The sequence below is a fragment of the Sporocytophaga sp. genome (assembly GCF_017745095.1).
In the GTDB taxonomy this organism is placed as follows: domain Bacteria; phylum Bacteroidota; class Bacteroidia; order Cytophagales; family Cytophagaceae; genus Sporocytophaga.
This window is the reverse complement of record NZ_JAGHZZ010000015.1, coordinates 74,358-100,157: the sequence shown is the minus strand read 5'-3', so window position 1 is coordinate 100,157 and position 25,800 is coordinate 74,358. Positions and strand designations below refer to the sequence as shown.

General features: G+C 36.9%; 27 protein-coding genes. 16 read left to right on the top strand and 11 right to left on the bottom strand.

All coding sequences use genetic code 11. The annotated features are described in order from the left end of the window. Positions 1-9: 9 nt before the first annotated feature. Entirely contained in the window at positions 10-1,911 is a 1,902-nt protein-coding gene (locus J7604_RS19600; protein ID WP_293899507.1) for a T9SS type A sorting domain-containing protein, read from the bottom strand. Positions 1,912-2,121: 210 nt separating this feature from the next. On the opposite strand from J7604_RS19600, the gene J7604_RS19595 reads away from it, so the two are divergent. Genes J7604_RS19595 through J7604_RS19580 form a run of 4 tightly spaced genes read left to right on the top strand, consistent with a single transcriptional unit; the run spans position 2,122 to position 7,071 of the window. Further along, positions 2,122-4,182 carry a hypothetical protein gene (locus J7604_RS19595; RefSeq protein WP_293899504.1) on the top strand — a complete coding sequence of 687 codons (2,061 nt, stop codon included), beginning with the start codon at positions 2,122-2,124 and terminating at the stop codon, positions 4,180-4,182. A gap of 11 nt (positions 4,183-4,193) precedes the next feature. Further along, positions 4,194-5,450: a DUF5723 family protein gene (locus J7604_RS19590; protein ID WP_293899501.1), complete on the top strand. Its 1,257-nt coding sequence runs from the start codon at positions 4,194-4,196 to the stop codon at positions 5,448-5,450. Between the two features lie 11 nt (positions 5,451-5,461). Beyond that, complete coding sequence (locus J7604_RS19585) at positions 5,462-6,052, top strand: transposase (protein WP_293899498.1); 591 nt, start codon at positions 5,462-5,464, stop codon at positions 6,050-6,052. Next, positions 6,052-7,071, top strand: a complete 1,020-nt coding sequence (locus J7604_RS19580) for a radical SAM/SPASM domain-containing protein (protein WP_293899495.1) — start codon at positions 6,052-6,054, stop codon at positions 7,069-7,071. The genes J7604_RS19585 and J7604_RS19580 overlap by 1 nt, the downstream gene beginning before the upstream one ends. Positions 7,072-7,076: 5 nt before the next feature. Here the strand turns inward: J7604_RS19580 and J7604_RS19575 are convergent, their stop codons facing one another. The 3 genes from J7604_RS19575 to J7604_RS19565 form a co-directional block, all read right to left on the bottom strand. Then, a complete protein-coding gene (locus J7604_RS19575; RefSeq protein ID WP_293899492.1) occupies positions 7,077-7,373 on the bottom strand; it encodes a hypothetical protein in 297 nt (98 codons plus the stop codon). Between the two features lie 140 nt (positions 7,374-7,513). Then, a complete protein-coding gene (locus J7604_RS19570; protein WP_293899489.1) occupies positions 7,514-8,086 on the bottom strand; it encodes a pentapeptide repeat-containing protein in 573 nt (190 codons plus the stop codon). Positions 8,087-8,116: 30 nt separating this feature from the next. Continuing rightward, complete coding sequence (locus tag J7604_RS19565; protein ID WP_293899486.1) at positions 8,117-8,815, bottom strand: SDR family NAD(P)-dependent oxidoreductase; 699 nt, start codon at positions 8,813-8,815, stop codon at positions 8,117-8,119. Between the two features lie 37 nt (positions 8,816-8,852). Here J7604_RS19565 and J7604_RS19560 point away from each other — a divergent pair, with 37 nt between their 5' ends. The 3 genes from J7604_RS19560 to J7604_RS19550 all read left to right on the top strand — a co-directional run bounded on the left by J7604_RS19560 (position 8,853) and on the right by J7604_RS19550 (position 11,494). After that, on the top strand, positions 8,853-9,890 hold the full coding sequence (locus tag J7604_RS19560; protein WP_293899483.1) for an SDR family NAD(P)-dependent oxidoreductase: 1,038 nt from the start codon (positions 8,853-8,855) through the stop codon (positions 9,888-9,890). Positions 9,891-10,031: 141 nt separating this feature from the next. Continuing rightward, positions 10,032-10,757, top strand: coding sequence for a nucleotidyltransferase (locus J7604_RS19555; RefSeq protein WP_293899480.1), 726 nt, complete (start codon positions 10,032-10,034; stop codon positions 10,755-10,757). Positions 10,758-10,759: 2 nt separating this feature from the next. After that, the gene (locus J7604_RS19550; protein WP_293899477.1) at positions 10,760-11,494 is read left to right on the top strand and encodes a metallophosphoesterase; all 735 of its coding nucleotides are present in this window, start codon (positions 10,760-10,762) and stop codon (positions 11,492-11,494) included. 1 nt (position 11,495) lies between these two features. Here the strand turns inward: J7604_RS19550 and J7604_RS19545 are convergent, their stop codons facing one another. The 6 genes from J7604_RS19545 to modB form a co-directional block, all read right to left on the bottom strand. Continuing rightward, positions 11,496-12,200, bottom strand: coding sequence for an SIMPL domain-containing protein (locus tag J7604_RS19545; RefSeq protein WP_293899474.1), 705 nt, complete (start codon positions 12,198-12,200; stop codon positions 11,496-11,498). Between the two features lie 271 nt (positions 12,201-12,471). Continuing rightward, complete coding sequence (locus J7604_RS19540) at positions 12,472-12,903, bottom strand: PPC domain-containing DNA-binding protein (protein WP_293899471.1); 432 nt, start codon at positions 12,901-12,903, stop codon at positions 12,472-12,474. A 365-nt stretch (positions 12,904-13,268) separates the two neighbouring features. After that, positions 13,269-14,285 (bottom strand): type I glyceraldehyde-3-phosphate dehydrogenase, encoded by a 1,017-nt coding sequence (gap, locus tag J7604_RS19535; protein ID WP_293899468.1) that lies wholly within the window; start codon positions 14,283-14,285, stop codon positions 13,269-13,271. Between the two features lie 383 nt (positions 14,286-14,668). Next, the gene (mscL, locus tag J7604_RS19530; protein ID WP_293899465.1) at positions 14,669-15,055 is read right to left on the bottom strand and encodes a large-conductance mechanosensitive channel protein MscL; all 387 of its coding nucleotides are present in this window, start codon (positions 15,053-15,055) and stop codon (positions 14,669-14,671) included. Between the two features lie 70 nt (positions 15,056-15,125). Then, entirely contained in the window at positions 15,126-16,001 is an 876-nt protein-coding gene (locus tag J7604_RS19525; RefSeq protein ID WP_293899463.1) for an ABC transporter ATP-binding protein, read from the bottom strand. Continuing rightward, complete coding sequence (gene modB, locus J7604_RS19520; protein WP_293899460.1) at positions 16,001-16,675, bottom strand: molybdate ABC transporter permease subunit; 675 nt, start codon at positions 16,673-16,675, stop codon at positions 16,001-16,003. Before modB ends, J7604_RS19525 begins: the two co-directional genes overlap by 1 nt. Before the next feature lie 244 nt (positions 16,676-16,919). Between modB and J7604_RS19515 the strand changes: the two genes are divergently transcribed. Beyond that, on the top strand, positions 16,920-18,176 hold the full coding sequence (locus J7604_RS19515) for a voltage-gated chloride channel family protein (protein ID WP_293899457.1): 1,257 nt from the start codon (positions 16,920-16,922) through the stop codon (positions 18,174-18,176). Positions 18,177-18,247: 71 nt separating this feature from the next. Then, on the top strand, positions 18,248-18,805 hold the full coding sequence (locus J7604_RS19510) for a sugar O-acetyltransferase (RefSeq protein WP_293899454.1): 558 nt from the start codon (positions 18,248-18,250) through the stop codon (positions 18,803-18,805). A 98-nt stretch (positions 18,806-18,903) separates the two neighbouring features. Here the strand turns inward: J7604_RS19510 and J7604_RS19505 are convergent, their stop codons facing one another. Beyond that, complete coding sequence (locus J7604_RS19505; protein WP_293899451.1) at positions 18,904-19,845, bottom strand: cation diffusion facilitator family transporter; 942 nt, start codon at positions 19,843-19,845, stop codon at positions 18,904-18,906. A gap of 163 nt (positions 19,846-20,008) precedes the next feature. Here J7604_RS19505 and speD point away from each other — a divergent pair, with 163 nt between their 5' ends. From speD to J7604_RS19470, 7 genes are read left to right on the top strand one after another with little or no spacing between them, the layout of a single operon-like run. Beyond that, complete coding sequence (gene speD, locus J7604_RS19500; RefSeq protein WP_293899448.1) at positions 20,009-20,362, top strand: adenosylmethionine decarboxylase; 354 nt, start codon at positions 20,009-20,011, stop codon at positions 20,360-20,362. 2 nt (positions 20,363-20,364) lie between these two features. Then, on the top strand, positions 20,365-21,003 hold the full coding sequence (locus J7604_RS19495) for a hypothetical protein (RefSeq protein ID WP_293899445.1): 639 nt from the start codon (positions 20,365-20,367) through the stop codon (positions 21,001-21,003). Then, positions 20,954-22,279, top strand: coding sequence for a DUF4178 domain-containing protein (locus J7604_RS19490; protein ID WP_293899442.1), 1,326 nt, complete (start codon positions 20,954-20,956; stop codon positions 22,277-22,279). The genes J7604_RS19495 and J7604_RS19490 overlap by 50 nt, the downstream gene beginning before the upstream one ends. Before the next feature lie 5 nt (positions 22,280-22,284). Then, on the top strand, positions 22,285-22,425 hold the full coding sequence (locus J7604_RS19485) for a hypothetical protein (protein ID WP_293899439.1): 141 nt from the start codon (positions 22,285-22,287) through the stop codon (positions 22,423-22,425). A 15-nt stretch (positions 22,426-22,440) separates the two neighbouring features. Further along, complete coding sequence (locus J7604_RS19480; RefSeq protein ID WP_293899436.1) at positions 22,441-22,659, top strand: DUF350 domain-containing protein; 219 nt, start codon at positions 22,441-22,443, stop codon at positions 22,657-22,659. Positions 22,660-22,673: 14 nt separating this feature from the next. Beyond that, the gene (locus tag J7604_RS19475; protein WP_293899433.1) at positions 22,674-24,176 is read left to right on the top strand and encodes a polyamine aminopropyltransferase; all 1,503 of its coding nucleotides are present in this window, start codon (positions 22,674-22,676) and stop codon (positions 24,174-24,176) included. A gap of 6 nt (positions 24,177-24,182) precedes the next feature. Next, complete coding sequence (locus tag J7604_RS19470; RefSeq protein WP_293899430.1) at positions 24,183-25,799, top strand: NAD(P)/FAD-dependent oxidoreductase; 1,617 nt, start codon at positions 24,183-24,185, stop codon at positions 25,797-25,799. The last annotated feature ends 1 nt before the right edge of the window (position 25,800 follow it).

Below are 25,800 nucleotides of genomic sequence, written 5' to 3'. Positions count from 1 at the left end.
TTCAACAAATTATTCTTTTATCAAAAGTATCTTTTCTTCTACTTCATTACTTCTAACAATTAGAATATATGGTCCAGAAGATATATGCTCATCAAAAAGCACTATCTTCTGGTCTTTAGTATTATTTACATTACTTTGAAGTACCGTTCGCCCCGTCATGTCCACAATAGAAATTGTCACGTCTTCCTCATCCTTATTTAATTGGATAGTCACTGACCTTGTAAATGGATTGGGATAGACACTATGAACAAGTTTTGTATCTCCATCAATTGATACAGAACGGATGCCAAGAAAATTTACTGTTCCATCGTCATCTGTCTGGCTCAGTTTATAGTAATACTTACCCTCTTCCCCTTTTAAATCATCGCTATAAAAATATGCAGAGGTCACAGAGGAATTATTAGTTGCTGTAACTCTCCCAATCTCAAAAAAATGAATGCCATCTTCAGATTTTTCTATGGTAAAAAGCTTGTTGTCTATCTCTGCTATTGTATTCCAGGATAACAAAGCAAAGCCGTCTTTACAAGTAGCTGTGTAGTTTAGTAATTGAACAGAAGTTGTCTTGTAACATACTCCATCTCCTTCAGGATTGCTGATTGGAATGGCAAGATTTAGTAAGGTTGCGCCATTTGATCCTTGCACTGCTCCATGAGAACAGGCGCATGCTCTGGAAGTTCCAGGTGATCCGCCTAGCACTGCAATAGGAAGCACCGGTAATGCTGCCCCTTTTAACCACACAACACCTCCACCACCGCCACCACCTGGACCGAAGTTTTTTCCAGGACTATTCTGGTCATTGGTATTTCCTCCCTTTCCACCTACTACGTTTATATTAGGAGGTGTAGAAATAAAACTTGAAGACACGGATGCATCAAGCAATACAGTTCCCCCTGCTCCACCACCTCCATTCCCATCTCCATGATCCGGTAAGTTTTCAGCAACTGAATTTCCATTGGCTAATATGGAATGTCCATTGCCTTCTATTCGAACGGCTTTAACAATAACAATCCCTCCTCCATTACCACCTGCATTACACAGGCTATTATCCTGATGCCCACCACCACCACCGCCGCCAAGAAATATTTTATTCTGAGTTTCTATAGTAGTGCTAAATCCAACACCACCTAATCCGAAGTTATTTTTAGCCGCAAATCCCAATACTGGTTTGCAGCCAGAAGAGATGCTACCACCATCACCACCTTTTCCATAATTCCCCCCGCCGGCTCCTCCTGAATTTAAATCAAGACCTGCTCCTCCTCCATTCAATTGTTTACCTCTTCCGGATTCCATTCCAGGTGAAAACTCCGCTACTCCTTCTCCCTTTTTCCCAGATTCTCCCGGAAGAGTTCGGCTATTATAAGGACCATCCAGAATATAATCACAATCACCTCCGTTTGCACTGCATTCACCACCTTTAAATCCCTTACCGGAAACATCAATGTCTGCATTCATCGTCACGTCACCCGTAGATTCAAAAATCAGAATACCGCCGGTATCACCATCCCAAGGAGCGCTAGTCAACACGCCGCTAATTGTTACATCTGAATAAATCGGGATATTAACTACCTGGATTTTCCCTGCAGGATCATAAGTCCTGATTAATTCATATTTTAAATATAAAACCGACCCATTGATTGCTGCGACTTCATTGATTTCATAATTACCTGCACTCCCAAGGCCCGTACCAGTAAGATTACCATAAGCAGTAGAATTGTTCTGGTCAATCTGAGCTCCTTTCATCTGAATTATCAGCACTTTGTCTCCTACTGAAAACCCAGAAGCCGGAGCAATTGTAACCGAATTGCAAGTTTCGTCTATAACTGTAACTTTGGCATATGTATTTATTACTCCTGAAATCTGGGAGAAAGCAGGATAACTGAAAATCAAGGACAAATACAATATGAATCTCACAAAATACGGCATGTAAGTTATCTTGACAGAAATTTAACGTTTTATACACTTAAAGCCCTAAATTGTAAGCGTATTGTATTTGAATTTTAGCAAATTTGTACGATTCAATGATTACCTTTTGCTCTCATCCGGAATATATGCTACTCACCTTTGTGGTAAATGGCTCATTTGCTTCGACAAATATCCTATAGCTAAAGCATTTAACAGATTATGAAGACTTTCAATATAATTATCATTTTCCTATTGGTATTGTTTGTATCCTGCAGAAAGGAATTTGAAAAACCACGATGGGATGCAGGAATCCTTGCCCCGCTGATTAAAACCAAACTTGGAATTGGCGATATCATTAAAGACAGTGTCATTCAGAAAAATCCAGACAACAGCCTGAAAATAGTAAACAGAGAGTTGCTGTATTCCATGACATTAGATAGCCTCCTGAATCTTGGTAAGAAGAATTTTCCCGAATACAACACTTCAAAAAAACTAAGCGAACTTAAACTAGATTCTAAAACTTTTTCACAGAAGATTACTCTGCAACAGCTTGCTGATCAGCCTGGTAACGAAGAGTTAAAAAAATATGTAGAACAACGAAATGGGCCTGTTCCTGCAATATCTGGTATCAATTTGCCTCCAATTGGCCTTCCTACAGGGCTGTTCTTTAAAGAAGCCGACATTAAGGAAGGTAAAATGGAAGTTACAGTAAACAATGGATTTCCGTTTACTATTGATTCTGTCAACTTCAGACTGTCAAATGCTTCTGGGAGTAATATCTATTACAATGAAGTATTTAAAAATCTGACTGGAACTCCCCAGAACAGCGCTACAGACCTTGCCGGAAAAAAAGTGGAAGGAGATATTATGAATGCCTATGTGCTCAATATGGCTACAATCGCGGCTGGAAATATTCCTTATATGGATCCCAACTCCATTATCACAGTCACTATTAAAATCTCTGATGTAAAAGTAAATTCAGCAAATGCTATTTTCCCCGCTCAAAATGTAATCGATGATTCCAGCTATGTGTATCTCGTTAGTATGGGAGATGCTAAATTAACCGAAGCGAAATTACGTTCTGGCAATGTTCGAGTAGAAGTTACCAGTACAGCTCAAGACAATATTTACTTTACTTACGACATCCCAGGTGCCATAGATAGAGCAGGCACCAGATTCAGAATTGAGGATGTTGTACCTCCAAACCAGTCCGGTAAGCCATTCGTTAAGGAATATGACCTTGCTGGATATGTCTTGAATCTCAGAGGCATGAATTCAAAAGGTCAGATCCGAGAAGGTGATACAACTTATAACGCTTTCTTCAATAAGATTACCGGAAGAATTGAGTATACCGGCAAGCTCATTTACCTTTCCTTGAATGATTCCATGTCTGTAAAGATTAGCATGGAAAATATGGTCCCGGAATATGTAAGGGGATACTTAGGCCAATATAGCGTTACTAAGACGGGAACAGCTGCTATAGATCTCTTTAAGAAGGTCACAGGTGGAGAATTAAAGTTTGAGGAAATTACAAATATCGGAATTAAGATAGAAAACGGGATTGGTGTCAGCGGTTTCGTAGATGTAAGCAGTATCAAGGGAAATCGACCTGGTGTTACATCTGTCGAAATCAAGGATATTTCCGCTAACATTAGTCCAGCCATAGAAACTCCATTGCAGTCTGTAACTTCAACTCTTTCTTTGGGTGAAAAAGGTAAAGACTTACTAAACATGATGCCTTATTCTATAGACTACAAGGTGCAGGCATTTGCAAACAAAGATGTAGACTTTGCCCCAAACAACCTTAATCAATTTGCTTACTATGGTTCCCCGTTAAATATATTTCTGGACATGGAAGTTCCATTAAACCTTCTGGCAAATAAGCTTCAGCTTTCTGATACTATAGAATTTCTGACGAAGGAAATAGAAACTTCAGTCAAAAGTGGCTATTTGAATCTCATTGCTAATAATGGCTTTCCAATATCAGCCAATTTAAAGCTTTATTTCCTGGACGCTAATAAAAACCTGACAGACTCTCTTGTTTCTCCTGAAACTATTACACCAGCTCCTGCCAGTGCGGGAAAAGCAATTGGCAAATCTCAGAGTATCATCAGATATAACCTTAGCAGCGAAAACTCTATTCAAAACATACTGCACTCCAAATACATGGTTTTCAAAGCAGTCTTTGACACACAACCAGCAGGAGAATTTTATAAAATTTATAGTGACTACGAATTGGATGTCACTGTCTCCGGAAATGTTAATGTAACTATTGAATAATTGAATCAGTGATGAAATACGTTTACCTTTTAACCTTTTTATTAATAGCTACATCCTCTTTCGGTCAGCTTGAAACCGACAGAAATTTCAGATTCTTATACGATCTGAAAAATCCTGCTTACGTCAATGAAGCCGGAGATTCAGACTACCTTGACATAACGGTTGGCTCAGGTTACAACAGCAATGCAGTTACCAGTTCATTTATCAAAAAGCTGGTTTTCGGAGGATTTATTGACAATGGTTTAAAAGACCAGGTAAGCAAGAGATTGAAGGATGCCAACCGCTTCGGATTTGATTTTTCAGCTGGTATAAGTGGCAGGGCAAGTCTAGGCTCTGTAAGTTTCGTAGCAGGGCTTTATTATAAAGAACATCTGGATGCCAAGTTTTCCAAAGACTTGTTTGAGCTTGTATTCAGAGGTAATAGCCAATTTGCAGGACAAACTATCAACATTGCTCCTCTTAAATACAGATATTTTGATTCACAAAGCCTGTATGTCGGACTTGAAAAAGATCTGAACGAAAAATTAAGAGTCGGAGGTGGATTGTCTTTTATTCGAGGTGGAAGATTTAATCAGGCCATATTAAACCGTGGTGATTTGTATACAGAACCATCCGGAGCATATATCGATATCAATGCAGACCCAAATATTTCTTATTCCGACAGAAGCAAAGGCACCTTCAGTTCTGACGGATTGGGAGCTTCCTTAAATCTTTATGGCAGATATCAGGTGAGTGAAAAATCAACACTTTTACTGGAAGCCAGAGACATAGGATTTATCAGATGGAAAAATTTAAATAATTACCGTGGAGATTCCACCTTCCGGTATGATGGTTTTTTCGTTGATGATATTTTCAGCCTGAACAATGGATTTCTGGATCGTTATAATCCGGATTCATTGGCTAAGGATTTGAAAATTCAAAACACAAAAAAGAATATTTCATACCTCATTCCTGCAACTTTTCACATTCAATATGTGCAGCATTTTAATTCAAAAATCAGTCTTTCAGGAGGATTAAAATATGTGTGGAATGCTAGTAATCTTCCGAGGGTGTATTTAAAAGGAATTTATTACATAACCGAAACCCTCATTGTAATACCTGCGTTTGGCTATGGTGGGTACGGAAAAGGAGATGTAGAGTTGGGCTTAGCCAAATCTTTTAAAGACAAATATTTTATTTCTTTAAATGGATTATTCTTAGAATATGTGGCAATGCCCTCTAAATCTTCCGGGCTCGGTTTAAATTTTTCTTTCACAAAAACCTTTTAGTTTCTACCTTTATGGCAGACGAATACGGAAATCTGAAATTGGAAGAACTGCTTAAAGACGACAATTACGGCTTGGAAGGTGAATTTTGCCTTACCATCGTAACGAATAACGATAACTTTACCCTTAGCAAAGTCGATGGTAAAAAAATCATCCTGACAGAGGCGGGTAAAATAGTAGAGAATTATCTAAATCAGGCAGAAGATCACTTTTCTAATATTACGGTAAAGGACCTAGTGATAATGCCCAATTGCCTTCATGCTATAGTGGAGATTGACTCTAATACCAGAAAGAGAAATTTTATAGTACACGATATTTCCAGATTTGAAATCTCTTTTGGTCTTATGGTTGGAAGAAAAAATCCATTCATGCTAAAAGGCTCTGTATTTCATCTGATTTCATGGTTTAAAGCTGCATCTTTAATTGAATTGCGCAAAAACGTCTATGAAGATTTCACCTGGAAATCCGGTTATTTTGATTTTAAGATCAATGACCGCTCAGTTCAGAAAAAAGTAAAAGAATATTTAAAGAACTCTGCAACCACATGGGCATCTGTAAAAGATGATCCGCATGCAGGAATAGTATCATATCTTTCCAAAAAATAATGGGAAAATTTCATGATTCACTGAATCTGCTTTCCTCATTCAAGCTAAAAAGGATCAAAAATGCATTTTTGGTCCTTTTTAGCTTTTATTATTCCAGACTTTTAAAAAAGCCTCATGTACTCGGCTTGCCTGTCAGTATTTCTTTTGAACCGACTACAAGTTGTAACTTAAGATGCCCAGAATGCCCCAGCGGTTTACGTTCATTTACCCGCCCCACAGGGATGCTGGAAGCCAAACTATTCGAAAATGTAATTAGCCAAATGAAAGATCATTTGACTTATCTCACTTTCTATTTCCAGGGCGAGCCGTACCTTCATCCTGATTTTTTATCTATGGTAAAATTTGCCAAGTCTCATAAGATTTATACAGCTACCTCCACCAATGCTCATTATCTGAATGAGGAAAACGCAAAAAAAACTATAGAATCAGGATTATCCAGATTGATAATCTCCATAGACGGTACAACTCAGGAGACTTACCAGTCTTATCGTGTAGGAGGCCAACTAAATAAAGTAATTGAAGGGACTAAAAATATTATCAAATGGAAGAATGAACTGAAATCTCAAACTCCTCATGTCATTTTCCAATTTCTGGTAGTAAAGCCAAACGAACATCAGATCGATGAGGTTTATGCCTTGGCAAAAGAATTAGGCGTTGATGAGGTGCGATTAAAGACAGCTCAGATATATGACTATGAAGATGGTTCTTCCCTGATGCCAGATAATTCAAAATACTCAAGGTACTATAAGGACTCTTCGGGAAAATATAAAATCAAAAACAATCTGGATGATGGCTGCTGGAAAATGTGGCATTCCTGCGTAATCACCTGGGATGGCAAAGTAGTCCCTTGTTGTTTCGATAAGGATGCACAACACCAACTAGGAGCCCTACAGGTAAGTACTTTTAGAGAAGTTTGGTTTGGAACAAGTTATAATAACTTCAGACAGCAATTATTCAAGAGCAGGAATCAAATAGAAATGTGCAAAAATTGCACAGAAGGAACGAAGGTCTGGGGTTGATGTAATCAGTTACCGACCAGTACGTCTTTCACGATTTCTTCCCTATGATTGACTTGTTTTGCATACAAAACTTTGTCGGTAAATCCCACTAACATCTTCGTAGAATCTTTCAAGTCATAGACATATATATGAATACCCCTTCCTATATCTTTTGAAGGCTTTCCAAAGGCTTCCACCATTGTATAATAATCCATATCAGATTTGATTTTCGTTTCAAAATCCGATAAGGAAAGTTCTTTTTTTTGAGGCTTTGAACAAGCCATGCAAGCAAGCAGCAGAGACCCCTGGATGATAGATTTCATATTTTTGAAAAGTTAAATCTAGTTTATTTCGTAAAGATTCCCAAAAGTTTCAGATAGTCAACTTGTTTATTCTATAATCTCATCAAACTTTTGACAGTTAATTAAGACCTTTTTAATCTAAATGTTAAGAAAATTTCGTCTTATTCTATTAACAAGTCATATTTGGTCAATAAACCTGATAGTCCACCTGTGGAAAATTTTGCTTTTTTGAGACTGTTCATTTCGGGATCTATCGTAAAATTAAAGGCGGTAGTTAGATCTGCACCATTGAGGATAGTTTTGTTAAAGACAGCACTGTCCAGATTGCAATTATCGAATAGTGCGGAAGTTAGATCTGCTCCGGCTAATTGAGCACTTTTCATCGAACAGTTTATAAATTTTGTTTTAGCCATCTTTTTAGCTGCGAATGATGTGTAGTCAGCCATACAGTTATCAAAGCTAACCGAGAATAGAAAGTCTTTGCATTTACTAAAGTCAACGCCCATCACTTTGCATTCTTTAAAATGTACATTTTTGAGACTGGTCCCTTGTAGTTTGACCATTGTAAGATTGGTACTAATAAAGGTGCAATCAGTAAATGTATTTCCTGAAAGATTACTATTTAAAAAATCGCATCCTATAAAAGTGCATCCTTCAAATTCCCTGTTTCTTAGTTCTTTCTCAGTAAATATAATCTTCTCGAATGTTTTATTCTGATGCAGTGTACCTTCCATGTTTTAAAACTATATTACAAAAATAACTTATCACCACGGAGCTTCCTGCTTATTTCTGAAGAATTTTCCAGATGGACCATTCTCAGGCAACTGAGCAAGCCATAAAATGCTGTCTACAGCCTCAGCAGTAGTTTTGCTGGCATTCGGACCACCCATATCAGTCTTTACCCAGCCTGGATCTACACTATTGACTAATATATTGGAATTCGAAAGTTCATCGGCAAGCATTCTGGTAATAGCATTTAAGGAAGCCTTTGATATTCTGTATGCAGGATACCCGCCCCCCATAGAGCTTAGCGCTCCCAGCCCACTGGAGATATTGATAATCCTTCCGTAATTATTTTTTTTCATCAAAGGAATCACAGACTGAGCAACCATAAACGCTCCGATAGTATTTGTTTCAAATGTCTTACTTACGACGGAGAGATCGACTGCAACTGCTGATTCATTTTCATCAGGAAGAATCGCAGCATTATTAAATAACACATCTACTCTTCCGTATTCTTTTTCCAGAAATTCATATAACTTTCGTCCATCAGTTTTATTAGTAACATCGAGTTTAAAGAAAACAAACTTTCTTCCTGATTTAAGAAGACCGTTCATTGCTTTCAATCCTTTTGCTTCATCCCTTGAAGTAAAGACTACTGTAAATCCAAGGTCAGCCAGCCTTGCTGAAATTTCCAACCCTATGCCTCTATTGGCGCCTGTTACTACTGCTATTTGTTCCATACTCTACTATTTCAACAATAATAAAACTTTAAAGGTTATGATTAAAGCATACAGACACTTATTATATTATATGAAATTAAAGAACCTGGTAGTCGTCATCACCGGAGCATCAAGTGGAATAGGAAGAGCTACCGCATTAAAACTGGCAAAAAAAGGATCTTATCTAGTACTGGCAGCAAGAAGAAAAAAGGCACTGGAAGATCTGGCTTACGAGTGTGTAAAACTTGGTGGTAAAGCAATTGCGGTTTCTACAGATGTATCCGAAGAAGTAGAAATAAAAATATTAATAGACAGAGCCATAACTGAATATGGGAAAATAGATGTCTGGATTAACAATGCCGCCGTTACAGTATTAGGAAGGTTAGAAGATATTCCTTCCGAAGATCTGAAGAAAGTTCTGGACACGAATTTATTAGGGTATGCCTATGGGGCAAAACATGTAGTGCCTCATTTCAAACGTAACAGGCAGGGCATACTGATTAATGTTGGCTCTGTTGCCAGCATAGCTGGAGAACCTTTTGCCATACCATATAGCATGACTCAGTTTGGAATCAGAGGTTTAAGTCTGAGCCTTGCAGAAGAACTTTCAGATATCGAAGGCATACACATTTGCAATGTAATACCTGATACTACAGATACACCCATTTATAATCAAGCTGCAAACTATATGGGAAAAAGAATAGTGGCCCCTGGTAATCCACTCAGTCCGCATATTGTAGCAGGCCAAATTGTTAAACTAATTTCAAAACCAAAGGCTGAAACTTTTATTGATAGAAAAAGAAAATTCTCTAAGCTATTTAAATTTCTTGGCAGAAAGCGCTTTAATAAAGATTACAGAGAAGCTGTACTAACAGGACATTTTAGTCTGGAAGATACAAAAGATACAAAGGGTAACCTTTATGAATCTAATGAAAAGTGTGCTACGATAAGTGGTGGCTGGGAACTTGATATCCCCTCCAGAAAAATTCCGGGATCGGTACTTTGGGGCTCAGTTGTATTTAGTTCAGTGGCATTGCTGTTCACAATATTTATGGGAAAAAAGAAAACAGTACCAAAGCTTTTGGAAAAGGTCTAATATCTTTTCAACCCTAAGACATCATGGTCAAAAGACTAGGCAAAAGATTATGATACAACATCAATCTTTTCCAAAGAGAATAATTTTATATCCAAGAAACAGAGTTTAGAGAATTATCTGAGGATGGAGGGAATTTAAGATATGATTTTAAAAAAAGAGGCGCATGAATTTTTCCGGTCTGTGCTGGAATTTGTAACGGAAAACAATCTGCCCATACTTGTAGGAGGAGCTGTGGCTCTTAGAAACTATACAGGAATTGTCAGGGAAAAAGATCTGGACTTATTTTGCAAACCTGGTGATTATATTAAAATTCTGAAATTGTTATCGTCCCATGGTTGGACGATTGAAATCACCGATGCAAGATGGATTGCAAAAGCATTAAAAGATAATTATTTTGTAGATTTTATTTTTAACACCACAAACAATCTTTGTCCTGTAGACGATAGCTGGTTTGAGCATTCTGTTCCGGGAGAACTTTACGGTGTAAAGGTTAAATATGTAGCACCAGAAGAGTTGATGTGGAGTAAAATTTATATTCAGGATAGAGCGCATTATGATGGCTCTGATGTTAATCATCTAATTCTGAAAAAGAGTGATAACATTGACTGGAAAAGAGTTTTACAAAGGCTTGATCAGCATTGGCATTTGCTTTTGGGGCAACTTCTGAATTTTCAGTTTATATACCCCTCTGAACGGGACAAGATACCAAGATGGTTGTTTGAGATGTTGCTGGAGAGAGCCAAAGGTCAGTATGAGCTTCCGGCTCCTGTGGAGAAAGTATGTAGAGGACCACTAGTCGATCACAGCTCTTATTCCATTGACATCGTAGACTGGCATTATAAAATTATTACGGTTAAAAGCATTTAAAAATGGAACCAGGTAAGGTAATAAGGATAGCAGCACTAGGTGATATACATGTAAAGGAATCCGATAAAGGCCGATGGCATCACTTTTTCAAAAACATAGAGGAGCAAGCTGATGTAATTGTACTTTGTGGAGACTTGACCGATACTGGTCATGTACAAGAAGCTGTTTTGCTTGGAGAAGAAGTGAAAGGGGTCCATATTCCCATAGTTGGAGTATTGGGAAATCATGACTATGAACTTGACCATCAGGAAGAGATAAGACATGAACTTATAAAACACAATATCCATATTCTTGATGGAGAATCAATAATCATAAAGGGAATTGGATTTGCAGGAGTAAAAGGTTTTGGAGGAGGTTTCGATAAACATATGCTGCCCATGTGGGGAGAAAAAATGAATAAAAAGTATGTGCAGGAATCAGTAGAAGAATCACTTAAACTTGATAAAGCACTGGCCCGTCTGGATGATGATATCAAGAAGGTTGTTATCCTTCATTATTCACCAATTAAATCTACTGTAATAGGAGAACCGGAACAGATTTTCCCATTCCTTGGATCTTCCAGACTTGCAGATACAATAAACAGAAGATCCGTGGAGGTTGCATTTCATGGACATGCTCATATCGGGAGCCTTCAGGGAGAAACTTCAAAAGGAGTAAAAGTATTTAACGTATCAAAACCCCTGCTTGAAAAGTCAGGTTACAAGCAAGGGTTCTTATTGTATGAGATTGCGCTTTAACTTACTGCGCAATCTCCCAAGTAATCGTTACTTTCTCAGATAAAGAAATATCTTTTGCATCAAATCCGCCGAAATCACCTTCTGCAGACATTTTGGCCATTCGGGCATTAGCCATCGCGAAAGGCACTACTTCTGATAATCCATAATTGATTTCATTAATTTGCTTAAGCTTTACTCCACCCGCAGCAGCAAGCACCGTAGCTTCGTCCGTTGCATCTTTTACTGCCCTCTTTAACAACTCCGCTTTCAGTTCTTTATTTTTTGCATCCGAAAGAGTGAATCCAAAATTGTAAGTAACATCAACTCCTTTTGAAATGGATTTTACAACAGTCACAATCTTTGATTGATCATTCGGAAATTCTAAAGTGTATGAATGATTCGCAATGAAACCACTATCTATAGATCTTCCATTCTGGTATTCATAATTTTTATTAACTGTATATGAAGTAGTTTTCAAATCTTCTTTTTTAAAGCCAGCAGCAATTATTTGTTTTTCAAGGGCTGCAGCTTTTTTATTCAGCTCTTCTATAGCTTTGTTGAAATCCATATTTTTTGCAGAAATATCGAGATTCAAAACTACCAGATCCGGAGCCGATTTGATCTCGCCTCTTCCTACTGCTGTTAATGTTCGGATTTTGGTCTCTTGACCAAATGAAGTTTGTAATGACATAGCTAAGGTCAGGATAAAAAGATAAACGATTTTCATTGTTCTAGAATTAGTTTTATTAATGGTAAATCAATTTCACAAACTGGAATATAATAAAAAAGTAATTTGAACAATCAAAATATGAATGGTTTGTTTTCACTTATTTCAAAATCGTCTTTCTGAACTCCTGATAAACAGAAGCAAAAAGAAAGTTCCAAGAGTTGTCAAATTTACTTTAATACTGAGTATGTATAAACAATAAACAAGCCAAGAAAATTTTTCCGGAATAAATCTTCCTTACATTGAACTAAAAAGTCTCTCAATCTTACTGTTATAATTTTATAAGATAAACCCCAGTTTGCGGGTCTTTGACCCTTTTTAAAATTCGATCTGACTCAGATAATACAAGTTCCAGAGTAGGTCGGATGTACCCTTTAGAAAGATGGCCTCCAACTGCAGAACCATTCCTCCTTCCACAAACTACATGAGCATGGACCTTTGGCTTGTCTCCAGAGCAAGCTATATCACCATTTAATGATAAAATCTCAACTTGTTCATTGAAGGGATTGTCAAGGTATTCCTTTCTCTCCCAGTCAAAATAAGAAACAACAACAGTTTTAAACGCTCCTATTCCTTCAAAATAAGCAGCAGTGATCTTATTATCTTCTGCAAATTTTTCAAGAGTCGACATGAACTCTTCTCCTTCTTCAAAAATGAGTAAATACCGCTTTTCGGCACCTTCATTCAGTATCTTACTTTTCATATGAGAATCATTTATATAATAACAATAAATAAAAATAAGTCCGACTGGACTTATTCTATTTTCTTGTACTACAAGCTTTTGTTTTTTTCCACATATGATGTGTCATACCGCGATGTTCGTGAGTTAATACACTTCCCCAATTGTTCATATCCATAAACTCTCTGCAAATAGGACATCTAACCAATTTAGTTTCCTCAGTCTTTTTTGCTTTTGTCCTTGGCTCAGTTGTAACAATCATAATCTTTCCCTCCTCATTTATATAAAAACATAGGAAAAAATATGATTTGTTCCCTTTTGTATGCCTTAAAAAAACGAGGGATAACATTGCTGCCATCCCTCGACCTTTAAACCTATAAACTACATACTCAAATAATGACTGTTTCCATTTGAAGCTTTGAAACCCTTTTAGCTTCTTTCACCATTTGATTAACATATCCCCATTCATTGTCATACCATGCCATAATCTTTACCAGATCGCCATCAATTACCTGTGTCAGAGAAAGGTCAATTACAGCAGCTCTTGGATCCATGATAATATCCGAAGACACAATTGGTTCGATATTTACACCGACAACTCCCATATATCTGTCTGTGCCTGCTTCATCTCCGAATATTTTATTAATTTCTTCTACAGATGTATTTCTATTCATAACCAATGTAATGTCAGCAATAGAACCAGCAGGAATAGGACCTCTGATTGCGAGTCCATCAAATTTTCCTGAAAATTCAGGAAGCACTTTTCCTGCTACTCTGGCGGCTCCTGTTGTAGTTGGGATCAAATTACTAGCAGCTGCTCTGCCTCTTCTTTGGTCTTTGGACGGTCCGTCTACTAAAGACTGTGAAGAAGTATAAGCATGTATAGTATTCAGTACTGCTTTCTTAACTCCTATCCTTCTGCTAAGAATTTCGATAACAGGAGTTATACAATTTGTTGTGCAGCTTGCAGTGGATATAATATTATCATTTTCCTCAGGTTGATTTACCCCATGAACTATGGTTTGCACGTCATCTGTCTTTGCAGGAGCAGAAAGGATTACTTGTTTAGCACCGGCATTTAAATGCAATTGAAGTTCTTCACGTTTTCTGAATATTCCACTGCATTCAAATACTACATCCACTCCCATGTCTCTCCATGGAAGATATTGTGGCTCTTTAATGTTAGTGACACGAATGGTTTTACCGTTCACATAAAGATTATGATCATCATAATTGACTTTAGATGGCATTTTACCATAAACTGTGTCAAAATTCAGAAGATAAGCCAGTTGAGAAGGAGGAATGATATCATTAACTGCTACCAGTTCCATGTCCTTATCTTCAATAAGGATTTTAAAAGTGGCTCTTCCGATACGGCCTAATCCGTTGATTGCAACTCTTGTCATAAAGTGTCTTTCTTTTAAGTATGTTAATTGGGTTATATTAATTTTGGAACCAAAAGAATATGCAATGCAAGAGCTTTATACAACCAGAAAATTTCACCAAATATCATGTCTTTGCGATTACAATTTCAGTGTGAGATAATTCCTGAGATAAAAAAATGTTTAAAAAAGAAAAATAAATTTATAGAGCATCAACCATTTTTCAGATATCAATATTGCATTGATCTCATTATTAACAGGGAAAGTTCCTTAAGACATGTAGGATTATTTTTTGAATAAAACCTCAAATATTAAATATAGAAGAACAAGGGTTACTATAAATGCAATGATCCTTGCAAAAAAATAAAATAAAGGCGAACGTTCTCTATTGTTCATAGACAGATCTATTATTTTCTTTCTTTAAGCAAATCTCTTATCTGTGTTAATAATATCTCTTCATTGGATGGTTCAGCTAAAGCTTTTTCTTCTTTCTTCTTGTATAGCATATTTACAAATTTCACCATAAGAAATACAGCTGCTGCAGTGATTAGAAACGTTAATGCATTCTGAAGGAAATTTCCATAGTTAAAAGTCACCGGATTACTGGTTTCCCCTCCTATAATCAGTTTAAGATCTTTAAAATTTACGCCCTTAACCAATAATCCTATGGGAGGCATAATGATGTCATCTACCAAAGATTTAACCACATCTCCAAATGCAGCGCCGATGATTACACCTACAGCTAGATCGATTACATTTCCGCGAAGAATAAACTCTTTGAATTCTTTAAGCATACAGAATTTTTATATAAACCTGTATAATATGAATTGAATTCAAAGAAAATTGTTTGTACTCGTAAAAACTTTAAGTATTTATCTTTTTAATGATCGGATTAAAATCGTTCAATGATAACAACACAATATCTCCAATACGTAACAATGCTTCCATAGAATCTTCTACTCGCACTTTAATCAGCATATTGCCCACTATCACATTCGCAAACCTTTTTTCATTTTCATAAAAAAGATCTACAACCTGCCCTGTCATTCTAAACTGATCTGTTTTACCTTCATTTGAAAAAAATAAATCAGTATTACCTTGTCTCATAATTTTACCATTTCCTATTTCAATTACATAGTCACTTAATCGAAGGACTTCAGTGAGGTCATGGCTGACAAGTATAGTAGTCAGGTTATATGATTTATGAATTTTAAGAATTTCCTGTTGCAGTCTTATTCTTGTATCCTGGTCAATAGCAGAAAATGGTTCATCCAGAATCAATAGTTTGGGCTTTCGTACCAAAGCCCTGGCGAGAGCCAACCTTTGCTTCTGCCCACCAGAAAGTGAGTCTGGTCTGCAGCTCGCAAGAGCAGTTAAACCCGTCAATGAAAGTAATTCTTTGATCTGCTTCTCATCTTTTTCACTTTGAACACATTTAAGATTTTCGAGAACAGTCATATTGGGAAATAATGCAAAATCCTGAAAGACAAAACCAATAGACCTCTCCTGCGGAATCTTGTTTTTATTTGTATTGCTATCAAACCAAACATCTCCACCAGAATGTATGCTTCCTTTATCAGGTTTTACAAGCCCCGCAAGCATTCTTAGGATAGTAGTTTTACCAGCCCCCGACTTACCAACAATAGAAGTAAAAGACCCCTGTTTCACTGAAATATCAACATCCAGAATCATCTTACCTTCAGAAGAATGTAATTCTTTAATGACTTGTATCTTATACATCAAATAATTTTTCCTTTGTATTTCTTATTAGCCAAGAATAATAAAAAGAGAATGATAAAAGAAGCCAGGATTAATACTTTAGCATAGAAATCAGCAACATCATAATGCATACTATCTACCTCTTCATATATAGCAATGGATGCAACCCTCGTTACTCCGGGAATACTTCCGCCAATCATCAGTACAACTCCAAACTCACCAACTGTATGAGCAAAGCTCAATACTATGCCCGAAAGCAAAGAAGGCCTTATGTTTGGAAGTAATACTCTTACAAAGGTATTTAAGGGTGAGATCCCCAGTGTATAAGCTGCTTCTTTCAAAGAATCTGGAAGGCTCTGAAACCCTGACTGCACAGGATGAACCATAAAAGGCAGACTATAAATAACAGATGCAATTACCAATCCTTCAAATGAAAATATGAGATTAAGATCAAAATGCTCTTTCAGAAATCTTCCAAAAATAGAATTTGGACTAAAGGCAAGCAACAAGTAAAAACCTAATACTGATGGGGGCAAAACAAGTGGCAAACTAATCAGACTTTCCCAAAAAGGTTTCAGACTGCTTTTGCTTTTAGAAAGCCAATAGGCTATAGGAACACCTATCACAAATAATAACAGTGTTGTAGTGAGAGATAACTTTAATGATAGCAGTAATGGCTGCAAGTTATAATCCATGTATCGTAATTTCTTTTCAAAATAAGCAATTTAACTTCTAAGTAAAAACACCTACCCTATACAATAATAAGAAATTCGTCAACAGGCACATAAGTGAACTATCAATGAAGGTTATAAATCAGACAAATGCAATACTTCCAAAACTAAAGAGGAAAGATTGATTTCAGAATTTATTGTTTATTTAGGCATTTTCCTTTTTACAATCTAAAAAAATGGCTTTATTCAACTATAGAAAACTGCTTAAATGAATTTTAGTACCAAAGAATTATTTGCTGTAATTAATTATACCCTGAAATGGATTCTGATAGCTTCAATCATTGGAATATTTTCAGGGAGCGCATCAGCTCTCTTCTTATTAAGCCTTGACGCGGCAACAAGCTGGAGAGAAGATCACTTATGGATCATTGCACTTCTTCCATTAGGAGGATTATTGATAGGTCTTATGTATCATTATCTTGGGAAAGAGGTAGAAAGAGGCAGCAATCTTCTTATCGATGAAATTCATAATCCTACTAAAGTCATTCATTTTAAAATGGCTCCGCTCATACTACTCGGAACTGTAGCAACACATCTCTTTGGCGGATCTGCTGGTCGTGAAGGTACTGCTGTTCAAATGGGAGGCTCCATTGGGGATCAGCTTAATCATATTTTTAAGTTTACTAAGGAAGACAGAATTCTTATTCTTATCTGCGGTATAAGTGCTGGTTTTGCTTCTGTATTCGGTACGCCACTTGCTGGAGCAGTCTTTGGCCTTGAAGTATATTTTATCGGCAAGCTTAGTTATAGTGCTATTTTTCCTTCCTTTATGGCTGCCGTTGCCGGTGATTATGTATGCGATTTATGGAATATTCAACATACGCATTATGCAATCATCTCATTTCCTGAAATTGACAGTCTGATAATTTTATATTGCATATTAGCAGGTATAGCATTTGGTCTTACCGGCAAATTCTTTGCTCATTTCACGCATTTCATAAGTAACTTTTATAAGGGCAAAATTAAATACCCTCCATTGAGGCCTGCTATCGGAGGATGTGTTGTTGCATTAGGCGTATGGATATTGGGAGCAACAGATTATATAGGACTAGGGATTCCTGTAATTGAAGCATCATTCAAAGAACAACTTCCTGTTTATGCTTTTGCATTGAAAATTTTATTTACATCACTTACGTTAGGAGCAGCATTTAAAGGGGGAGAAGTAACTCCGCTATTCTTTATAGGAGCAACCCTTGGTAATGCACTTGCTCTGATCATACCACTTCCTATGCCTTTACTTGCAGGGATGGGATTTGCGGCAGTATTTGCAGGAGCGGCCAACACGCCTTTGGCCACTACATTCATGGCTATAGAACTGTTCGGAGCTGAAATCGGGATATTTGCCGGTATTGCCTGTGTTACTTCCTACTTGTTCTCCGGACATTTTGGGATTTATAGTTCTCAGGTTACAGGAGCTTCCAAGCCTTCATCAGCAGATAAAATTCTTGACAATAATGATCTGTAAATATTCATAAGGAAGCCATAACCATATCTCCAAAATTCTGTTTTATACAATCAAAAATACTCCATCCGATAATGGCAAAATCAGAACTACAGAAAATGCTTGATGGCGAGCTCTATAATGCAGCTGATCAGGAACTAACAGAGATGAGATACAGAGCTCGTAGAATACTAATGAGATACAATGCTATCCCATGGGAAAACATAGAAGAAAGAACAAAAGTAATAAAAGAGCTTTTCGGAGGAACAGGCAATCAGATTGATGTTCAAATGCCTTTCTACTGTGATTATGGAAGTAACATTTATGTAGGTGAAAATCTTTACATGAATTTCAACTGCATTATTCTGGATTGTGCCAAAATAACCATCGGTGACAATGTCATGATGGGGCCAAACGTACAAATCTATGCGGCCTATCATCCTCTATTAGCTTCAGAACGCATAAAGGGACCAGAGCTTGCTGCACCTATAACTATAGGTAACAATGTATGGATAGGAGGCGGAGCAATTATTTGTCAAGGCGTAACAATAGGTGATAATACAACCATTGGTGCAGGTAGTGTTGTAACGAAAAGTATCCCAGCTAATGTATTTGCCGGAGGTGTGCCTTGTAAGGTGATTAAAGAATGCTGATTTAAGCTGAAAGCGGAAAGCACAAAGCTGAAAGTTGTTATCTTTTAACTTTGTACTTTTCACTTTAAGTTTTATGCCTTCAGCTTTACGCTTTTTCCTTACAACTTAACACTTTCATTCCCAGACATGAAATATGTCAATGATTTTGCTTCAATATAGATTTTCTTAACTTCCGGGTAGCTGGTTCTGATAGAGACTTCTATCCTGTCAATTGCTTCAGCAACACTTTCAGCATTGAGTTCTTTCTTAAAACTTACTCCTAAAGCAAGAATGATATCCTGAGGTCCCATGTGCATGGTAACAGGGGTTTTCACCATTTCTACAGAAGGCTCCTGCAAAGCGATTTTTCTGATACTTTCAATCATTAACGGATCAGCACTTTCACCTATCAGAAGTCCTTTACTTTCATAAGCAAGCATGAAAGAAGTGAAAGCAAGTATAAGGCCAATCAATACAGATGAAGCTCCGTCTATGTATGGGTTATTAAGTTTATGTCCAAGATACACACCGATAAAGGCAATCACAAGACCAAGAAGGTCAGCAGTATCTTCAAATAAGATTGCAAACACTCCCGGATCTTTGCTATCTGTTATAGCATTAAGCAAACTTTTCTCACCTTTTGTTTTAGAAAATTCTTTAAATGCAAGTACCCAGGAAATGCCGGTAAATACAAGTGAGAAACCGAGAACTATATAGTTCCAGAAAGCATCTTGAAGTGGTTCCGGATGCAACATATGTTCTATTCCTTCATATATCGCCATACCGCCACCTATTGCAAACAGAGAGATAGAGACTACCAGTGTCCAAAAATATATTTCCTTGCCATAACCAAAAGGATGTTTGGCAGTTGGCTGTTTGGTACTTCGTTTGCTTCCTATAAGAATAAGTAAGGTATTAGCAGCATCTACAAGTGAGTGAATACCTTCGGATACCATAGCCGAACTCCTTGTAAAATATGCTGCTATGAATTTGGTGGCAGCAACAGCAATATTAGATGCCAATGCTCCCAGAATAGCAACGTTGGATGATGAATTACCCATTTTTTAAAACCTCTATTATAAAAATAAATTTTACGTAAATATACTATAGATTTTTTTCGTAATTTTAAATACGAATCATTTTTAAATATTGTTAATTTTTCAAAAAAATTAATCAATTATTAAACTGATCCCTTTAGCTGATTTTAGAATCCAATTAATATAAATGAGTTACATTCCTGGCTTGCACATTCTGGCTGAGATCATTACAGAGGAACATTATCTTCTTGAAGAATACTCTTCCCTGAAAAAACATCTTAATGAGCTTGTAAAAAAATACGAATTGACCGAGGTTGGTCAGGTGTTTCATAATTTCGAGCCTTCAGGTTTTACAGGTGTGCTTTGTTTAACCGAATCACACATCTCCATTCATACCTGGCCTGAAAACCACTTACTCACATTGGACATATACCTCTCCAATTACCAAAAACAAAATGACTATAAAGCCAGGGAAATTTTTGAGAATCTGAAATTATTTTTCAAAGCAAAATCTTACAAAGTACAGGAAATCAAAAGATAAGCATGGAAGATAAATTCGACTGTACCTGTGGCCATCCTATAAGCTTTAGAAAAAAAATTACAGTTTCAATAGCTTGTACATCATGCAGAAATCTTTATTGTTTGACGAATAATACTTTTCTCAAAATAAGCACTTTAAGACCTGTAGTAGAAGACGTTTCTCCATTGAAAATACACACAGAGGGAAAATCAGAGTCAAAAGAATTCAGCATAACCGGGAGACAACAAATTATTTATAGCAGCTCGTACAGAAATCTTTGGAGCGCCACATATACAAACGGTGAACACTTTCAAATCGGAGAATCTTATGGTACATATTCCATACTAAATGAATTATCGATCGAAGCTTCTCCTGCTAAATTCAGAAATCTGAAAGTAGGCAAAGAGTTGCAGATAGCACCCAAACATTTCTTTTACGTAAATGGAATATATGAGATGAAGTCTATAACTGCTGAAGGAGATCTTCCGACACCTGTTATACTTCAGCCTCAATGTATAACCATCGAGCTTTCAAATAACAAATTTGAATCTTTGATAATCAATATATACGGGGATAATGACATTAAAATTTCCTCAGGACGTTTTTTAAACTTTGAAGATTTTTCATTCAAAAATACAAGGAACCTCAATGGATGGATCTGAAATAAATAGCGTCAACAATCTACCTTCTGCTGAGATTTTAGAGTGTCCTAAGTGTGGATCTGACTTAAGGCTTACAGGTTTCCTTCTAACGAAAAACATAGCATGCGGGAAATGCCATAGCTTATTTGCTTATGCCAACGGTAATCTGAAAGTGATTAAGATTTTCAAGAAGGAAAAGAAAAAACACAATCACATTCCGATTGGTACAAAAGGAACTATAGATGGAAGAAAATTTGAGGTAGTAGGTTTCGCAAACTATCGAGAGGCTAATACACCCTATGCATGGGATGAATATACTTTGTTCAATCCTATTCACGGATTCACCTTTCTAAGCGTATATGAAGGCCATTGGAATTATTTTGAACAAACTATCCTTCGTCCAAGGCCTCAAGGAGGCGATGTGAATCTTAATGGTGACTCTTATAGAATTTTTAACCGGTATAAACAAAAAACAGATTATGCTTTAGGTGAATTCCCTTGGGATATAAGTGAAAATCCTAGCACTATAACTGAATATATTAACCCGCCCCATATCCTTGCTCATGACAAAGATACTAATGAGGAAACGTGGTTTTTGGGTAGATATATAACTCCCAAAGAAATCAAAGAAGCGTTCAACCTTCAAAGCCATTTCCCTGAGCAAACAGGAATAGGTTCAACTCAGCTTCATTCATCAGCCGCCTCTTTATCTAAGGTAAAACAAATAACACTCTATGTTGTACTATCTATGCTAGTATTGCAGATAATCTTATCCATTTCCGCCAGAGATAAAATTGTTTTTAAGGACCAGTTTAACATTCCAGGAAATCAAGCCGGAGGTATAGTATCACCTCCATTTGAACTTGAAAATACCTTGTTCGGAAAATCAAACCTGCAGGTTGAACTAATTGCTCCGGTGCATAATAGCTGGATGGAAGCAGATATTACTCTTATTAATGACAAAACGGGGGAAGAATTTCATTTCGAACAAGGAGTTGAATATTATTCAGGATATGAAGGCGGAGAAGCGTGGTCAGAAGGTCAGAACTATACGGACAATACTTTAAGCAGCATTCCGGCCGGTAAATATCATCTAAACATTTTCCCTGCAACTCCTCCGGATGGTGGTCCTGGATACTTTCAGCTGAAACTGACCCAGGATGTATCTATGCTTTCAAATTTCTTTATAACTCTGCTGATTGCTTTGATATTTCCTATTGCGCTCTGGATCTCTATAAGTTCCTTTGAAGCCCAAAGATGGATGAACAGTGACTTTTCACCTTATAGTTATGAATAATACATATGTTTAACTTAAGAAATTATCTGATCATTCTTGGCATCATACTTTCAGTATATGTGTATGCAGCGTTAACCGGCTGGAAATTCTTCGGATCTAATTCCGAGAAATGGTCACCAACACAAGAAAAAGGACATCATAAATAAACTTTCAAAAAAATTATGGAATCATTATTTAACATTAAGTACATCATCGCTTCAGTGCTATATTCACTGATCGGAATTGTGATACTGGTAATCTCTTTCTGGGTAATTGAGAAAATAACTCCGGAAAACTTATGGAAAGAGATCATCGTAAATCATAACAAAGCCTTAGCAATCATCGCTGCAGCTTTCATAATCGCTGTTGCAATCATCATTGCTTCTGCTATTCATGGTTAACAAGAAAGAGTAGCATGCAGTTTTTCCTATTATTGTCAGTATTTGTAGTAGCTACCTGCGGACTGATATATGAATTAATTGCAGGAACATTAGCAAGTTACCTGCTTGGAGATTCTGTAACACAGTTCTCCACCATCATAGGAGTATATCTGTTTTCTATGGGTATCGGCTCCTTCTTTTCAAAATATTTTAAAAAGAACCTGCTGGCTTGGTTTATTCAACTTGAAATAATGGTGGGGCTGATAGGAGGAACAAGCTCAACTATCTTATTTCTCCTGTTTGAAGAAGTAGAATCTTTCAGATTTCTTCTTTATATGCTGGTTTCTCTCACCGGTATACTTGTTGGCCTGGAAATACCTTTACTCATGCGTATTCTCAAGAACAAGCTTGAGTTTGAAGATCTTGTATCGAAAATTTTCACCTACGATTACATAGGTGCATTGCTCGCAAGCCTTATTTTCCCTTTGGTTCTTGTACCTTATATGGGACTGATAAAAACCTCTTTTTTCTTCGGCATTCTTAATGTGGTAGTAGCTACAGTATTGTGCATTAAGTTTGAAAAAGAAGTAAAGTGGGCTTCGGTATTAAAAACACAATCTATAGCAGTAATTATTCTGTTGCTTGCAGGATTTGTGTATTCGGAAAAAATAATGGCCTTTACAGAAAGCTTGTCTTATCCGGATAAGGTCATTTATGCCAAGTCATCTCCTTATCAAAGGATAGTGTTAACAAAAAATTCAAAAGAGCTAAGACTCTTTTTAAATGGTAATCTTCAATTTAGCTCTTTTGATGAGTATAGATACCATGAAGCACTGGTACATCCGGGAATGCAAGGCTTGCAGGAACACAATGATGTGCTTGTTTTAGGAGGAGGAGATGGTTTGGCTGTAAGAGAGCTTTTAAAATATAATACAATAAAAACCATAACTCTGGTAGATCTCGATGGAGCTATTACCAGTTTATTCAAAAACAACCATATGCTGCTTGACCTTAACAAAGGCTCACTGCTTGACAAAAAGGTAAAGGTAATCAATGCCGATGCCTTTAAATGGCTGAAAGAAAACAGTCCTCGTCAGTTTGACTTTATTATCATTGACTTTCCTGATCCTTCCAATTATTCAATAGGCAAATTATATACAGATACATTTTACAGATTAATATATCGTGCATTAAAAGAAAATGGGGCAGCTGTAATTCAGTCTACATCTCCTTTCGTAGCCCCTCTCTCCTATTGGTGCATAGATACTACAATACAGTCTGTAGGCTTTAAAACCTTGCCATATCATGCTTTTGTTCCTTCCTTTGGTGATTGGGGATACATACTCGCTGTCAAAGGTACTCAATATTCCATTCCAGACAACTTTATCTCTAATCTTAGATTTCTGAATCATGAAACATTTCAGCAGATGTTGATCTTCCCAAAGGATATGGAGAAGAAAAAAACAGAGATAAACAAGCTGAACAACCAAGCGATCGTTCATTACTTCGAAAAAGAATGGAGCGAATACCTCCACTGATACTCCATGATTCTCTTTAACAGAAGATCCTTTCTTATCAACTCCATGAAAGCCATTGGCGCTACCATGGTCGCATCTTCTTTCTCCTGTTCGGAAAAGTCAAATGATATTCCAGCATCAATCGTTGGAGCATCAGTGGCCATAGGACATAAACTTAGATTTGATAAGATCCCCGAGCCAACACTTATTGAAGAAATCGATACAATTATTGTAGGAGGAGGTGTTGCAGGACTTTCAGCGGCGAGATATTTACACAAAAAAGGAAATCACCATTTCAAGGTTCTCGAGCTAGAGAATAGCGCAGGTGGTAATTCAGCATATGGAAGCAATAATATTTCTGCATATCCATGGGGTGCGCATTATCTTCCGATTCCTAATCCTGAAAACTCAGAGGATCTGTTTGATTTTCTCAAAGAAGCCAACATCGTGACTTCCTTTAACAGTAAAGGTTTGCCTGTATATAATGATTACTATCTTTGTTTTGATCCGGAGGAACGTTTATTTATTAACGGGTACTGGCAGGATGGTATTATTCCGAATTTCGGATTATCGGAAAAAGAACGCAAGGAAATAAAAGACTTTATGCTTCTGATGGAAGATTTCAGAAGAAGAAAAGGTATGGATGGAAAATATGCTTTTACTATCCCTGTTGATTTTTCAAGCCAAGACAGTGAATTCACAGCTCTTGATAAAATTTCAATGGCCGAGTATCTTAAACAAAAAGGATTTACCTCCTCTCATCTTTATTGGTACGCAGATTACTGTTGTCGTGATGACTATGGAACAAATGTAAACAATACTTCTGCCTGGGCGGGCATACATTACTTCGCTGCCAGAAAAGGAGAAGCAGCTAATGCATCACAAGGTACAGTGCTTACATGGCCAGAAGGAAACGGGTTTCTTGTAAAAAAACTTTCAGAAAAACTTAAGGATAAAGTCATAAGCAATCAATTAGTTTATTCTGTAAAAATAGAAAATGGTAAGGTGCTGGTAGATTACCTTGACAGCCAAACCCATAAGACTCATAGATATATAGGCAGCAATTGTATAATGGCAACGCCACAATTCATAGCCAATCGCTTATTGGACCGTAGTCATGAAACGATTTCGCAGTCAACATTCTCTTATGCACCTTGGATGGTGGCAAATATTACAATCAAGGAATTTAAAGACAGAAAAGGAGCTCCGCTAAGCTGGGACAATGTATTCTATGATAGCAAGTCTCTGGGATATGTGAATGCCAATCACCAGAATGAAAATACATTTCATGATAAAAGAGTGATCACTTATTATCTACCTCTTACAGATGGTGATCCAGTCGCAGAAAGAAAAAAACTCTATGACACAGATGCCTTGTACTGGAGAAATCACATTATTAATGATTTATCCCAAATACATCCTGAAATAGCTAAAAGCATTGAAAACATTGATATATGGCGCTGGGGACATGGCATGGTGAGACCAATTCCAGGATTTATATGGAGTGATGAGAGGAAAAATGCAAGGCAGAGCATAGAAGAAAAAATATTCTTTGCCCATTCAGATCTCAGCGGAATATCGATATTCGAAGAAGCCTTTTATCAAGGCACAAGAGCTGCAAAAGAGCTTTTAAACAAGTCATAAT

What these genes read in the sequence shown, in the direction of transcription:
- J7604_RS19470 (WP_293899430.1), top strand. Translation starts at nt 24,183, where the DNA reads ATGATTCTCTTTAACAGAAGATCCTTTCTTATCAACTCCATGAAAGCC.
- J7604_RS19575 (WP_293899492.1), bottom strand. Translation starts at nt 7,373, where the DNA reads ATGAAATCTATCATCCAGGGGTCTCTGCTGCTTGCTTGCATGGCTTGT.
- J7604_RS19495 (WP_293899445.1), top strand. Translation starts at nt 20,365, where the DNA reads ATGGAAGATAAATTCGACTGTACCTGTGGCCATCCTATAAGCTTTAGA.
- J7604_RS19565 (WP_293899486.1), bottom strand. Translation starts at nt 8,815, where the DNA reads ATGGAACAAATAGCAGTAGTAACAGGCGCCAATAGAGGCATAGGGTTG.
- J7604_RS19550 (WP_293899477.1), top strand. Translation starts at nt 10,760, where the DNA reads ATGGAACCAGGTAAGGTAATAAGGATAGCAGCACTAGGTGATATACAT.
- J7604_RS19475 (WP_293899433.1), top strand. Translation starts at nt 22,674, where the DNA reads ATGCAGTTTTTCCTATTATTGTCAGTATTTGTAGTAGCTACCTGCGGA.
- J7604_RS19580 (WP_293899495.1), top strand. Translation starts at nt 6,052, where the DNA reads ATGGGAAAATTTCATGATTCACTGAATCTGCTTTCCTCATTCAAGCTA.
- J7604_RS19485 (WP_293899439.1), top strand. Translation starts at nt 22,285, where the DNA reads ATGTTTAACTTAAGAAATTATCTGATCATTCTTGGCATCATACTTTCA.
- mscL (WP_293899465.1), bottom strand. Translation starts at nt 15,055, where the DNA reads ATGCTTAAAGAATTCAAAGAGTTTATTCTTCGCGGAAATGTAATCGAT.
- gap (WP_293899468.1), bottom strand. Translation starts at nt 14,285, where the DNA reads ATGACAAGAGTTGCAATCAACGGATTAGGCCGTATCGGAAGAGCCACT.
- J7604_RS19515 (WP_293899457.1), top strand. Translation starts at nt 16,920, where the DNA reads ATGAATTTTAGTACCAAAGAATTATTTGCTGTAATTAATTATACCCTG.
- J7604_RS19545 (WP_293899474.1), bottom strand. Translation starts at nt 12,200, where the DNA reads ATGAAAATCGTTTATCTTTTTATCCTGACCTTAGCTATGTCATTACAA.
- J7604_RS19540 (WP_293899471.1), bottom strand. Translation starts at nt 12,903, where the DNA reads ATGAAAAGTAAGATACTGAATGAAGGTGCCGAAAAGCGGTATTTACTC.
- speD (WP_293899448.1), top strand. Translation starts at nt 20,009, where the DNA reads ATGAGTTACATTCCTGGCTTGCACATTCTGGCTGAGATCATTACAGAG.
- J7604_RS19510 (WP_293899454.1), top strand. Translation starts at nt 18,248, where the DNA reads ATGGCAAAATCAGAACTACAGAAAATGCTTGATGGCGAGCTCTATAAT.
- J7604_RS19560 (WP_293899483.1), top strand. Translation starts at nt 8,853, where the DNA reads ATGATTAAAGCATACAGACACTTATTATATTATATGAAATTAAAGAAC.
- J7604_RS19570 (WP_293899489.1), bottom strand. Translation starts at nt 8,086, where the DNA reads ATGGAAGGTACACTGCATCAGAATAAAACATTCGAGAAGATTATATTT.
- J7604_RS19595 (WP_293899504.1), top strand. Translation starts at nt 2,122, where the DNA reads ATGAAGACTTTCAATATAATTATCATTTTCCTATTGGTATTGTTTGTA.
- J7604_RS19505 (WP_293899451.1), bottom strand. Translation starts at nt 19,845, where the DNA reads ATGGGTAATTCATCATCCAACGTTGCTATTCTGGGAGCATTGGCATCT.
- J7604_RS19585 (WP_293899498.1), top strand. Translation starts at nt 5,462, where the DNA reads ATGGCAGACGAATACGGAAATCTGAAATTGGAAGAACTGCTTAAAGAC.
- J7604_RS19480 (WP_293899436.1), top strand. Translation starts at nt 22,441, where the DNA reads ATGGAATCATTATTTAACATTAAGTACATCATCGCTTCAGTGCTATAT.
- J7604_RS19525 (WP_293899463.1), bottom strand. Translation starts at nt 16,001, where the DNA reads ATGTATAAGATACAAGTCATTAAAGAATTACATTCTTCTGAAGGTAAG.
- J7604_RS19555 (WP_293899480.1), top strand. Translation starts at nt 10,032, where the DNA reads ATGATTTTAAAAAAAGAGGCGCATGAATTTTTCCGGTCTGTGCTGGAA.
- J7604_RS19590 (WP_293899501.1), top strand. Translation starts at nt 4,194, where the DNA reads ATGAAATACGTTTACCTTTTAACCTTTTTATTAATAGCTACATCCTCT.
- modB (WP_293899460.1), bottom strand. Translation starts at nt 16,675, where the DNA reads ATGGATTATAACTTGCAGCCATTACTGCTATCATTAAAGTTATCTCTC.